General features: G+C 67.2%; 10 protein-coding genes and 1 pseudogene. 3 read left to right on the forward strand and 8 right to left on the reverse strand.

The genetic code is table 11. The features are described 5' to 3' along the window. Nucleotides 1–71: 71 nt before the first annotated feature. Nucleotides 72–716: pseudogene (locus G6N37_RS26170) on the forward strand (DUF2275 domain-containing protein); the annotation flags it as partial. Nucleotides 717–869: 153 nt separating this feature from the next. Continuing rightward, on the forward strand, nt 870–1,427 hold the full coding sequence (sigC, locus tag G6N37_RS26175) for an RNA polymerase sigma factor SigC (protein ID WP_232075513.1): 558 nt from the start codon (nt 870–872) through the stop codon (nt 1,425–1,427). On the opposite strand, the gene G6N37_RS08710 is transcribed toward sigC, so the two are convergent. The 4 genes from G6N37_RS08710 to G6N37_RS08725 are packed head-to-tail and all read right to left on the reverse strand — an operon-like array spanning nt 1,424 to nt 4,819. After that, entirely contained in the window at nt 1,424–2,152 is a 729-nt protein-coding gene (locus G6N37_RS08710) for a cobalt-precorrin-6A reductase (protein WP_163684780.1), read from the reverse strand. The two genes, sigC and G6N37_RS08710, sit on opposite strands and share 4 nt — an antisense overlap. Next, nucleotides 2,149–2,904, reverse strand: a complete 756-nt coding sequence (gene cobM, locus G6N37_RS08715; protein WP_163678706.1) for a precorrin-4 C(11)-methyltransferase — start codon at nt 2,902–2,904, stop codon at nt 2,149–2,151. Before cobM ends, G6N37_RS08710 begins: the two co-directional genes overlap by 4 nt. Then, nucleotides 2,901–4,073 carry a precorrin-6y C5,15-methyltransferase (decarboxylating) subunit CbiE gene (gene cbiE / locus G6N37_RS08720; protein ID WP_163678708.1) on the reverse strand — a complete coding sequence of 391 codons (1,173 nt, stop codon included), beginning with the start codon at nt 4,071–4,073 and terminating at the stop codon, nt 2,901–2,903. The genes cobM and cbiE overlap by 4 nt, the downstream gene beginning before the upstream one ends. Further along, on the reverse strand, nt 4,070–4,819 hold the full coding sequence (locus G6N37_RS08725) for an SDR family NAD(P)-dependent oxidoreductase (RefSeq protein WP_163678710.1): 750 nt from the start codon (nt 4,817–4,819) through the stop codon (nt 4,070–4,072). The genes cbiE and G6N37_RS08725 overlap by 4 nt, the downstream gene beginning before the upstream one ends. A gap of 35 nt (nt 4,820–4,854) precedes the next feature. On the opposite strand from G6N37_RS08725, the gene G6N37_RS08730 reads away from it, so the two are divergent. Beyond that, the gene (locus tag G6N37_RS08730; protein WP_083172689.1) at nt 4,855–5,268 is read left to right on the forward strand and encodes a F420-dependent biliverdin reductase; all 414 of its coding nucleotides are present in this window, start codon (nt 4,855–4,857) and stop codon (nt 5,266–5,268) included. A gap of 33 nt (nt 5,269–5,301) precedes the next feature. On the opposite strand, the gene G6N37_RS08735 is transcribed toward G6N37_RS08730, so the two are convergent. From G6N37_RS08735 to G6N37_RS08750, 4 genes are all read right to left on the reverse strand, one after another. Further along, complete coding sequence (locus G6N37_RS08735) at nt 5,302–5,838, reverse strand: TNT antitoxin family protein (protein WP_163678713.1); 537 nt, start codon at nt 5,836–5,838, stop codon at nt 5,302–5,304. A 241-nt stretch (nt 5,839–6,079) separates the two neighbouring features. Beyond that, nucleotides 6,080–6,604, reverse strand: coding sequence for a TNT antitoxin family protein (locus G6N37_RS08740; protein ID WP_163678716.1), 525 nt, complete (start codon nt 6,602–6,604; stop codon nt 6,080–6,082). Next, a complete protein-coding gene (locus G6N37_RS08745) occupies nt 6,604–9,627 on the reverse strand; it encodes a glycohydrolase toxin TNT-related protein (protein WP_163678731.1) in 3,024 nt (1,007 codons plus the stop codon). Before G6N37_RS08745 ends, G6N37_RS08740 begins: the two co-directional genes overlap by 1 nt. 89 nt (nt 9,628–9,716) lie before the next feature. Next, on the reverse strand, nt 9,717–11,972 hold the full coding sequence (locus tag G6N37_RS08750) for an alpha/beta hydrolase-fold protein (protein WP_163678734.1): 2,256 nt from the start codon (nt 11,970–11,972) through the stop codon (nt 9,717–9,719). Nucleotides 11,973–12,000 lie beyond the last annotated feature (28 nt).

Raw genomic sequence — 12,000 nt, forward strand, 5'->3', positions numbered from 1 at the left:
ACGGATTAGTTCCCACTGATTGATTTCGCGTGCTCTTTGCACGCTGACCGGGCATGCGCAACGATGCAGGGATGCGGTGTGACGCGGCGCGTGAGGCGCTTTCGGCTCGACTGGACGGCGAACGTCCCCAGGTGCTCGCGCAGCAGGTCGACGCCCATCTCGAATCGTGCCGACGTTGCCGCTCCTGGCTCATCGGCGCGGCGGCCCAGACCCGCCGGCTGGCCACGGTCGAACCGGGCGACGGACCCGATCTGGTAGCGAAGATCATGGCGAGCATCGGCGAGGAATCGTCCGGTCGCCAGCGCAGAATGCGTTGGCTGCGCGCGCACTACCGGCGCTGGGGCCTGATCGCTGTCGGGCTCTTCCAGGTGGCGATCGCCGCCGCGCAAATCAGCGGCATCGATTTCGGCATGGTGTCGAGCCACATGCACGGCGCGATGTCGGGTGAGCATCTGATGCACGAGTCCACCGCCTGGTTGCTCGCACTGGGTCTGGCGATGGTCGCCGCCGGCGTCTGGCCCGTCACCGCGATTGGCGTGGCGGCGATCACCGGTGTCTATTCGGTCGCCCTCCTGGGGTATGTGGTCGTCGACGCCTTTGCCGGCGACGTCACGGCGACGCGCATCGCCAGCCACATGCCGTTGCTGTTGGGACTTGCGTTCGCGCTGCTCGTCGCGCGGGAGCGGGTGAGGTCGGACAGGGCGGGCGCGTCCGAGGCGGCCGACGACGCCACCTGGGCGGCGGAGTCTCCCGCCGCCCGACGCCGCGGTCACCTCTGGCCCATCAACCGATCGGCTTCCGACCCCGCCGCATCCGCTACGACAGACCGTCGTAGACTCAGTGAGCCCGCGAAACAAAGGTGGTTCGCCATGATCGCGTCAAGCGATGACGAGGCCGTTACCGAGCTCGCATTGGCCGCCGCGCGTGGGAACGACCGGGCGCTCGAGGCTTTCATCAAAGCCACCCAGCAAGACGTGTGGCGGTTCGTCACATATCTGTCGGACGCGGGCAGCGCCGACGACCTGACTCAGGAAACCTTTCTGCGCGCGATCGGCGCCATCGAGCGGTTCTCCGGGCGCTCGAGCGCCCGGACCTGGCTGCTGTCGATCGCGCGCCGCGTCGTGGCCGATCACATCCGCCACGTGCAGTCGCGGCCACGCGCCGCGCTCGGCGCCGACCCCGAACACGTTGTACACGGGGACCGCCACGCCCGCGGATTCGAAGACTTGGTGGAGGTCACGACGATGATCGCGAGCCTCACCCCCGAGCAACGGGAAGCGTTGCTGCTCACCCAGTTACTCGGGCTGCCCTACGCCGACGCCGCGGCGGTGTGTGGCTGCCCGGTGGGCACCATCCGATCCCGCGTCGCACGCGCCCGGGACGCGCTGCTGGCCGCCGACGCCGAGCGCGACGACCTGACCGGCTAATTCAGGCGCGTCACCCATTCGGCGGCCTGTTCGACGCTGCCGACCGCCGTCACGCCGGCCGGCAACGGCGGCCGGGCCACCATCACCACCGGAATGTTCAGTGCCGCAGCGGCGTCCAGCTTGGCCCTCGTCATCTCCCCCCCGCTGTTCTTGGTGACCAAGGCGTCGATGCGGTGTTCACGTAGCAGCGCGACCTCGCCGTCGTAGCGATACGGCCCGCGCGACAACACCAGCTGGTGACGGTGCGGCAATGACGCGGGGTCGGGTTCGGTGACCGCGCGGATCAGGAACCAGACGTCGCTGTCCGCGAAGGCCTTCGTCCCGGACCGCCCGGTGGTGAGGAACACCCTTGAGAAGTGTTCCTTCGCAACGGTTTCCGCGGCCTCGGTGTCCGATTCGACGACGATCGCGTCGCCCGGCTCCCACGCCGGGCGGGCCAGGACCAGATGCGGGAGCTGCAGTTCGCCGCACACTTGCGCGGCGTGTGCCGTCATGGTCGCCGCGAACGGGTGGGTCGCGTCGATGACGGCGCCGATCCGTTCGTCGAGCAGCCAGCGCCGGAGGCCCTCGACGCCACCGAAGCCGCCGATCCGTACCGGGCCGACCGGCAGCGCGGGGTCGGGCACCCGGCCCGCCAGCGAGCTGACGATGTCGACGCGGGGGTGCAACGCTTTCGCCAGCGCGCGACCTTCGGCCGTGCCGCCGAGCAGCAGCACTCGCATCAGTGCCTACTCCCCCGCGATCGTCCGGCCGAATACAGGTAGCTGTCGGTGAATCCCTCGGCGGCCAGCACGTCGCCGACGACGATCACCGCCGTTTTGGTGATATCGGCTCCGTGCATCTGGCCGGCGATGTCGGCGAGCGTGCCGCGCAGCACCACCTGCTGCGGCCAACTCGCGAAAGCGACGACGGCGGCGGGGGTTTCGGGCCGATAGCCGGCGTCGAGTAGTTGCGGCACGATGGCATCGATCTGCGCCGCCGCCAGGTGCAGCACCAGCGTGCCGCCCGATCGGGCGAGGGTGGTTAAGTCTTCCCCGGGCGGCATGGGCGTCGACAGGGTGGCGACGCGAGTCAGGGTTACGCTCTGCGCGACGCCGGGGACCGTGAGCTCGCGTTTGAGCGCGGCCGCCGCCGCTGCGAAAGACGGGACGCCTGGCACGATTTCGTAATAGATACCCAGCGCGTCGAGCCTTCGGCATTGTTCGGCCAACGCGCTGTAGAGCGACGGGTCACCGGAATGCAGCCGGGCCACATCATGGCCGCCGGCGTCGGCGTCGGCCAGTTCGGCGATGATCTGGTCCAGGGTCAGCGGGCCGGTGTCAACGACTTTCGCGCCGGGCGGGCACAGCGCCAGCAGGTCATCGGGCATGATGGAACCGGCGTACAAGCAGGTGGTGCACCTTTCGAGGAGCCGCTGGCCGCGGACCGTGATCAGGTCGGCTGCGCCCGGACCCGCGCCGATGAAATACACCGTCATTTCGTCACCGACCATTGCGTGACCGGCATCTGCGGGCGCCACCCGGTGAAGCCGCCGAGCGGCTCGCCGTGATAGTGCTGGAACCGTCGCAGCTGGCCCCCGAAACGCGAGTATGACTGTGCCAGCAAGGCTTCGGATTCCGCGGTGACGGCGTTAGCGACCAGGCGGCCGCGGGCCGGCAGGGCGTCGAGGCAGGCGTCGAGCAGGCCGGGTTGGGTCAGGCCGCCGCCGATGAAGATCGCCGAGGGTGGCTCCAGCCCGCCGAACGCCTCCGGGGCGTCCCCGTGGACGTCGATGCTGACGCCGAAAGCCGAGGCGTTGAACCCAATGTTGTGGCGGCGTCGTTCGTCGCGCTCGAATGCGACTGCGCTGCAACCACTCCCGCTCAGACACCACTCGACGCTGATGCTGCCCGAGCCCGCGCCGACGTCCCACAGCGCCTCGCCCGGGCGTGGGGCCAGCGCCGCCAGGGTCACCGCGCGGATTCCGAGTTTGGTGATCTGCCCGTCGTGGACGAACGCATCGTCGGGCAATGGCGACAGCCGTTCGTCGGGCAGGTACCGGATGGCGATGACGTTGAGGTCATCGACGTCCGGGGGCGCGTCCCCCGCCCATTGGCGTGCCGTGGCGTCGCGACGGTGTTCGGTTGGGCCACCGAGGTTTTCGAGAACGGTAAACGTGGAATCGCCGCGGCCATGCGCGTCGAGCAGCGCGGCGAGTTCCTTGGGTATGGCGCCGTTTTTCGACAGCACGATCGCTTGGCCGCCGCGGCGTACCGCGGTGTGCGGCGGCGCGGTGACGAGGCTGATCACCTCGGTGTCGTGGGCGTTCCAGCCCATCCGCGCGCACGCCAGCGTCACCGAGGACACGTGCGGCAGCACCCGGACTTGGTCGGGGCCGTACAGCCGGATCAGGGTGCCCCCGATGCCGTGCAGCAGCGGGTCGCCGCTGGCCACGACGTGGATGTCTTCGTCGTGGCGGTCTCGCAGGGTTTGCAGGGCGGGCAGCATCGGCGAGGGCCACTGCCGGCGGGGCGCTGCCACGGTGTCGTCGAGCAGGTCGAGTTGCCGCTTTGAGCCGTAGATTATTGTCGCCCTTTGTAATTCAGCGCGGGACGTGTCCGCGAGTCCCGCCATGCCGTCGGCCCCGATGCCGACCACGATGATCATCGCGGCATCCTGCGCCACAAGGACTGCGGCAGCAGCCGCATCACGGCGGCGGCCGGGCCAAGCGCCCAGGGGATCCACACGGTGCGTCGGCCCTTCGCCAGCGCACGCGCGGTGGCGGCGGCCACCTGGTCGGGCGTGCTGGACAGCGGCGCCGGATCCATACCCTGCGTCATGCGTCCGATCACGAAACCCGGACGGGCTATCAGCAGGTGGACCCCGCTGCCATGCAGGGCGTCGGCCAGGCCGCTCGCGAAGCCGTCCAGGCCGGCCTTGGCCGAGCCGTAGACGTAGTTGGCGCGCCGCACGCGCGCGCCGGCGATCGAGGAGAACACCACGAGTTGGCCCTGTCCGGCGTTGCGCATGGCGGTGGCCAGGTGGGTGAGCATGCTGACCTGGGCGACGTAGTCGGTGTGCACGATCGCCACGGCGTGCGCGGCGTCGGTCTCGGCGCGGGCCTGGTCGCCGAGGATCCCAAAGGCCAGCACCGCGGTGGCGATGGGTCCGTGGTCGGCGACGACCGCGGCGACCAGTGGACCGTGGGAATCCAGGTCGTCGGCGTCGAACTCTGTGGTGTGCACCGTTTTGGCCCCGGCGGCTTTGAGCGTGGCGACCTGCTCGTCGAGTTGATCGGCCTTGCGCGCGGCCAGCACCACCGTCGCCCCGGGCGCCAGGAGCCGCGCGAGCTCGACGCCGATCTCGCTGCGGCCGCCCAGGATCAGTACTGGACCTGCGCCCGTGTCGTCCACGGCTGCGATTATGACCTGCGCTAGCGTGGGCGGTGATGGCGAATACCACTACCCGGCTCACCGACGATGCGTTGGCGTTCCTGTCCGAGCGGCATCTGGCGATGCTCACCACGCTGCGAGCCGACAATTCACCGCATGTCGTGGCGGTGGGTTTCACCTTCGACCCCAAGACGCACATCGCGCGGGTCATCACGACCGGGGGCTCGCAGAAGGCGGTGAACGCCGACCGCGGCGGGGTCGCCGTGCTCAGTCAGGTCGACGGCGCGCGGTGGCTGTCGCTGGAGGGCCGGTCCAAGGTGAACAGCGATGTCGACGCCGTCCGCGACGCCGAACTGCGGTACGCCCAGCGCTACCGCACCCCACGCCCCAACCCGCGGCGGGTGGTCATCGAGGTGCAAGTGGAGCGCGTGCTGGGTTCGTCGGGTTTGTTGGACCGGGGCGAGACGTAGGGCAGTTCGCGTTTCATTTGGCGCTGCGTTGAGCTATCGCCGCTCGAAGAGCGGTTTCCCGTCAGGATCGACGGCTGACGCTTCAATTTGATCGATCGTCGCTGTGAGAAACAGCGCAAACTTCCTGAGTTCAGCTGCCGCAGTCACCCTGTCGGCGCTACTGACAGCTACAGTCGAGCCATCGGCGGCGATCAAGGCAAAGTGCTGAGCACCTTGAAAATCGCGAGTTTGGATACTGTAGTCGGACCGCCATCCGTCCTCCGACATAGGTACACCAACACGTGGCAACCCATGCGCGCTACGGATGTGCGAGCAAAATCTTCCGAAGAGATACTTCTCGATCGTGGACATCGCTGGAGCAGCCAAAACAAAATGCTCAGCTCCCATTCGGTCTGAATCGGTAATAAGAAACCAGCCATCACGACTATTACCTATGAAGAGGCGGATTTCGCCTGCCGCAGCCCACAAAACCGCCCGCCCGTCATCCGTCCGATGGCCGGGCGTGAGTGTGTAACCAGCCACCTCGGCCCACTGCTCGAGGCGTGTCGAGATTTCAATGCTATCGGTCACTTCAAAACACTGATCTGCATATCGGGGAGCTGTTAACTGCCTTTCCTCCGGGGGTCGTACTCAGTCCGTGAGATGTCATCCCAGAACTTTGGTGAGACCTCGGTCGGCCGATCTCGTCGGCCACGGCATCTACCTGTGCCTGAAATTCATCGGAGCTTCCGTGCTTCCGCCAGTTTGCCTTCTGCCGGTGGAGTCATGCCCGCTTTTCCGGCGAACTGGGTATTAAAACTCATTGTCATGATTAAACCCCGTGATCATCTGTGCCGAATATCGGCTTGCCGTCAGCAGCGAGATAAGATTCTTCTACCATCTTTTCGGTAGCATTGATGTAGTGAGACAGCTCAACGAGGTCCTCGACTCCGGCTATAGCCACCTCCACACCCCGCTCATCAATCAATGTGTGGCGCTCTCTTCCGGCGAATGTCAGCACGCCAATGCTGTAGCCTGCACGTAACTCGTCACGCCGAAAAGGGATTCTTATGCTAGGTAGATTTTCACCTCTGACGGATAGTCCAAACAATCCGTAGAGATACTTTTCCACCACTGACATCGTTCGCCCAGCAAATTCGAATGCTTCAGGTCCCATGCGATCGGACGAAGTTATGACATACCATTCGTCGACAACACCGATGAAGTACCGCACCTCGCCGCCTGTGTTCCAGATAATCGTTCGGCCGTCATTCGTCTGAGTGCCCTGAAGCATCTCTAATCCGGCGAGACGAACCCACCGTTGTAAACCAGGAGAAAGATCGACGACGCCTGCCATTACTTAAGCACTCCTCGGACCTTGAGCTTGTCGATTATTTGTACCTTGCCATCAGCATCGAATATTCGGACTTGAATCGATCCACCTGGTTGACCCACTCCGGGCGCGACCTCCGATACTTCAATGGTCCAGCCCTCCGGTAGTTCGCCCAATGTGTAACTGTGGTAAGGATCGCGGAGATTCGTCACGTGGAGAGCACGCTGCTCCCATGAAGCCGCTTGGCCATCTTCCATCACAGCTAAGTACTTACCATTGGTCTTGCCGACCCGGTCAAGAAGAGAGCCATAATCGCGTACAAAGGATCCAAAGTCTGTATAGGCAACCCGTGTTCCCGGAACAGCGCCGTCATTGAGCGGAAATTTCACCCAATGTTGACCCTCTTTGCCTATTTGGTTGAAGCGTTCTGCATATTCTTGCTCGGTATACGCGTGCCCTTGTGGATCACGTCCATATGGTGCTTCCGGGTCATGAATAAGCTTTGCCACCTCACCGTCGATCTTAGTGGCATCAACCGGATCGTCAGCGAAATCCCAGTGGTCATCCAGCGGATTTCCGTAGTTGGGGTCAAGCGGCTCGTCCGGCAGCCGATGCCATCCATCGCCCGCAGGCTCGTGTGAATGCACAGGGTCCTGCCGCTCACCGCCCGGAGAGTCACCGTCTCCCGGCGCCTTCGAACCGTCGCCGTCGGGCGAGTTCCCATCTCCACGACCGCCCGCTGAATCTCTGTCGCCATTCCCTCGCCGACCGCTACCGTCCGGTGGCTGTCCGTCTGGCTTACCGTCGGCCGGATCGCCGTCGCCGGGACCTTTCGGTTGTCCGTCATGCGGTGGCTGACCGTCTGGCGGCCCACCTTCGCCAGGGCTGCGCCAGTCGCGACCCGGCGCTGGGATCTCCGCCGGGTGGCCACCCGGGGCGGTGAAATGCGGCGTAGACGCCGCGGGTGCGGCGGCAGGCGCCGGCCTTGGCGCACTGGCGCCGACCGGCGCGGCCTCAACCGGCGATCCACTGGGCGCTACCGGCGTACGCGCCGGCGAATGTTCCGCTAATTGCGCCACGCTCGCCAGCACACGATCGCCGGCTGCGGCGTGGACGGCTGCCGGAGCTGACCCGGGTGCCGCGGCCGGTATCGATTCCCGCGGCTCACCAGCGTGCGCGGGCACCGATTCATGGGGGCCACCCGTGGGCACCGACACTGGGTCATGGGGACTCCCAGCGGGAACTGATCCGGGATCGTGTGGACCACCACCCACCGGCGCAGCAGCAGCAGGAGCGGGAGCCTCCGCCGGCGCCGACACCGGCTCATGCGGACCACCACCGGCAGTCGCTGACGCTGGTACAGGAGCCTCCGCAGGGGCTGAAACGGGATCGTGCGGACCACCCGCCGCCGGCCCGGGCGCCGGCTCATGAGGACCACCACCGGCCCCAGGCCCCGGAGCGGCGGCTGGATCGTGCGGTGCACCCGGTGCAGCGTCGGGCGGGTGTGGTGTGGCCTCGACGGGCGCGTCGAGCGGCTTGCCGGATGGCAGACCGACAGGAGTACCGCCAGCGGGCGGAGCTTTGATTTCCGGCAGACCGCCGGCGGCGCCTTCGAGGTTCTTGGTCACGTCGCCGCCGGCCTTGGTGATGTCGGTCAGCGCGCCGCGCGCTCCCGCCGCGCCTTCCCCACCGGCACGCCCGGCAGCCCCACCCGCGGCCTCCGCCTCTTCCCCCGCGCCGCGCGCGGCGGCTCCCGCACCGTCGGCCGCCGCACCTGCCTCACCGAGGCCCGGGGCGATCAGCGTGGTGCCGTCGAATATGACTTCACCGGCGCCCAATCCCGGCCGAGCCGTGCTCCAATCCTTGGCATGCACAAGGCCTTTCAGCTCCTGCAGCCTCGCTTCCGAAAATTCTTTGGGATTGACCGCGGCGTTGATCAGGCTTTCTTTCCAGGCGTTTTTCACCAAGCCCGTCCAGGTGGCGGCCGCACCGTGGGGATCGGCAGCGATCCAGTGCGGGCTCAGGTCGACGAGGCCCAGCCCCATGCCGACCGCACCTTTGAGGACACCCTCGTAGGCATTGATCCAGGTGTCGGCTACGGTCGCGACGGGGTTACCGACGTCGTCTCCCAGGAATTGGACGAGCCCGCGGCGCGCGTACTTCTCGCATGTGACGACCGCGCGATCGGCCGCTTGCACGAGGAACTTGATCGCCTCCTCGCAGGCCCTGGCTTCCTGCCCAAGATGCTGCAGCACCGCGTTGATGTCCTTGACGATCTGTTTGATCTCATCCCACGCGTCACCGTCGATGATGAGCATGACGTCGTGACCGAGGTCGCCCAGGGACTCGATCCGACGCAACAGGTCCCGGATCGCGGTTTGGGCGTGGTCCACCCTGTTCGCGAACGTGTCGATAGTGTCGGCCAGTGAGCCGCACAGCTCGCCGATGGTCGCTGTCGACGAGCCGATTTCGCTCAAAGCGTTGTCGATCTGCTCGCCTTCAGGAATGTGTTGGCCGTCGAAAAGCGTCTTCGATGCGTTGAGAGTTCCCTGCACACCTTTGGCCGCCGCACCGAAGGCACGCCAACGAGATGCAGCCGCACGCAGACCCGCTACATCGCCATCGGGCCATGCCTCGAGGATGAACGATTGCACGAGCGACCACAGCGGTGGGGGCGGCTGGCCGGGCCCCCACGTCCCAGGCGGCCCCGGCGCGGCAAGCTCGGCCGGGGGGGACGGTGGCTGTAAAGCTCCGCTTCCGCCGCCCAGCGTCGAAGCAGCCTCGGTGTGGGAGTAGTTCGACGCGCCTTGCTGGATGACGGCCCCGCTTTTGCGGCAAGCGTTGACGGCGGCAGCCGCCGCCTTCAGCACCGCCTCGGCCTTCTCCTGATACGCCAAGCCGAACACCTCGCCGGCCCGGTCAACACCGGTGTGCGCGGAAAAGCCGGCCGTCAATATCGACAGATTCGCCGCCAAACCCTCGCCGGCGGCCTGCACGGCGCTACCGGCAGCGAACATCGCCTCGGGGTCAACGGACAGCGGAGCCACGCGCAAAATTCTGGTCGAGTCCGCGCGCGGCCGCTATTCACCCAATGATGGCCTTGCCAAGCTAGCCGCGGCCACCTAGCAGCCACAACTCATTCATCAACAGGCCGGGCGGCCAACGTGATGCGGTGCCGTCCCGCCGACACCGCAAGGGTCGGTTCGGCCGGTTGACCATCGAGTTGGACGCTGACCCCGGCGGGCAGCCCACTCAGCGTGATCCGCGCGGGGGTGTCGGTGGCGACGGCGATCGTCGACTTCGGTAACGCGGCCAGTCCGGCACGCCGGACATCCACCACGATCCCGGCGACCCCGGTGAGCCGCAGCGTGAGATACGGCAGCGGACCCACGGGCGGGCCCACCCGCCAGTCCAGTTCGCTGTACACGCCCGGGGTCGGGTCGAAGTTCAGCAGGAACCCGCGGCGATGCCGAACGGTGTGCGTCGGGTCCGGGCGCGCATACGAACGCGCGTCGACCTCGGCGATCGCCCCGCGCCGCGCCGTCACGGCGGGGTCCGCAGTGAGGGCCGACAACCACCACACCTGATGCGGCCCGATGCCGAGGTCGTCGCGCACCAGTTGCGGGTGCCACGCGAAGGTGATGTGCCCCGGATCGGCTTGCCGCAGGCCGGTTTCCATGTGGTCGATCGGGTCTTCGAACTTGTCCTGCAGCACCCAGGCGATGTGATCCTCGAACGGATACACGGTGAAGCGGTGCCGGTAGCCCAGCCGGTCGAGTTCGAGCACCTGCTCGGCGGCCGACGGGAACGGCACCAGCTCGTCGACCAGCCCGTGCGCGATCACATACGGCAGCCAGCGCGCGTTCACCAGCAGCTTCCAGGTGTCGCCCTCGCGGGCACAGGGCGAGTCCGGGTCGAGGTCGGCCGGGATGTCGATGTCGGGAAGCAGCCGCACCCCGCACGTCGGCGGCCCCGCGAGCACGACCGCCTGCGAAAACACTTGGGGGTAGGTCAATCCCAGCTTGTAAGCCGCATAGCCGCCCATCGAGTAACCCGAGATCACGGTGCGGTTGGGGTCGGTGCCCAGTTGCTCGGCGACGCGCGCCCACACCTCCCAGACGTCGAGTTCCCCGGTGTCGAAGTACCACGTCGACGGGCCCCGGGCCAGCGGCGTGATCACCACCGAGTCGCGGCCCTCGCACACTCGGTGCAGCAGGCGCGGGTCGATCGCGGCGAACTGGCTCTGCCCCAGGGCAAGCGAATGCAGCAGCAGGGTCAGCGGCAGCGGCCGGCCCGGCTTGAAACTCGACGGCAGGCACACCGAATACGGCTGCACCCGACCGAGGAACTGCGGCTTGGTGCTCAAGATGTCGTCGGCGGCCACACCCTGGCCCAGCTCGACCGAGGACACGTACCACCGCGTCGACGGGCCGGTGAGCACCGGCTCGGGCGCGGTCTCGCCGGCCGCCAGCCGAGCCCATTCCACCGTCAGGGCGAACTTCGACACGTCGCCGTCGGTCAGGGCGGCGGCCTGGGCGGAATCCGACCAGAAGTTCAGGCGGGGCGGCTCCTGCTCATTGGTACGAAATGCGACGTTGTAGACGTTGGGCTGCCCGGGCAGCGCCCCGTGCTCGGCGGGCACGTCGGCGAACCCGTCCCCGGCCGCGTTGGCCAGCCCCGCTGCCAGCCGCACCGTCCAGGTGCCGGCCGGCTCCAGCACAGTCCGCGGCACCTGGGCCAGAAACGTTCGCGATCCCATGTCGACGCTGTGCTGTACGGGCGTCGTGGATCCGGTGGTCAGGTCGATCAGCGCGGCGCCACTGCCCGAAATCAGCAGCGCCATATCGATTCCGACCGACCGCACCCCGGCCCCGGCGGGCCACTGCTGCGGCGCGGTGCGGGCGGGGTCGGTGTCGAGGGTGAACAACGCGATGGGGACCGACGCGTCCAGCAAGGTGTTCCAGTTGACCCGCCACCACGTGTGGGTGGCGGTGAGCCCGATCGCCACTCGGAAGATGTCGGCGCCGTTGCGCGCGGCGGGGCCGTCGGGATAGATGTAGGTGCCGCGCGGGGGCGCCTGCACCTTCAGGTCGCCGATCGGCAGGCCGGTCGCGCCGTGGTCGTCGTAGAGGAAGTCGGTCCAAAACAGGGCCCCGGCGGCCATGCGGCCCGCGCCACAAGTGCGCGGAAACTCCTCGCCGAACGGCCATCCCGACGGCACCGGGAGTTGTGGCTCGGGGCGCAGCGCCGCCGGCGGCACCCCCTCGGGCATCCCGTCGACGACGACGAGCTCGGCCGGTGGCGCGGGTGCAGTCGCGGCGGGATGCGTCAGCGTGTCGGCGATGTGGCGTGCGATGCGGATCGGAAGGAGAGTCAAATCCAGAAGTGACATCAAGGCCAAACGTACGCGCCAGTGAGCC

It is taken from the genome of Mycobacterium seoulense, from assembly GCF_010731595.1.
In the GTDB taxonomy this organism is placed as follows: domain Bacteria; phylum Actinomycetota; class Actinomycetes; order Mycobacteriales; family Mycobacteriaceae; genus Mycobacterium; species Mycobacterium seoulense.

Bases quoted from the DNA above. Each gene is read 5' to 3' on its own strand.
- sigC (WP_232075513.1), top strand. From the start codon at position 870: ATGATCGCGTCAAGCGATGACGAGGCCGTTACCGAGCTCGCATTGGCC.
- cobM (WP_163678706.1), bottom strand. From the start codon at position 2,904: ATGACGGTGTATTTCATCGGCGCGGGTCCGGGCGCAGCCGACCTGATC.
- cbiE (WP_163678708.1), bottom strand. From the start codon at position 4,073: ATGATCATCGTGGTCGGCATCGGGGCCGACGGCATGGCGGGACTCGCG.
- G6N37_RS08730 (WP_083172689.1), top strand. From the start codon at position 4,855: ATGGCGAATACCACTACCCGGCTCACCGACGATGCGTTGGCGTTCCTG.
- G6N37_RS08740 (WP_163678716.1), bottom strand. From the start codon at position 6,604: ATGGCAGGCGTCGTCGATCTTTCTCCTGGTTTACAACGGTGGGTTCGT.
- G6N37_RS08750 (WP_163678734.1), bottom strand. From the start codon at position 11,972: ATGTCACTTCTGGATTTGACTCTCCTTCCGATCCGCATCGCACGCCAC.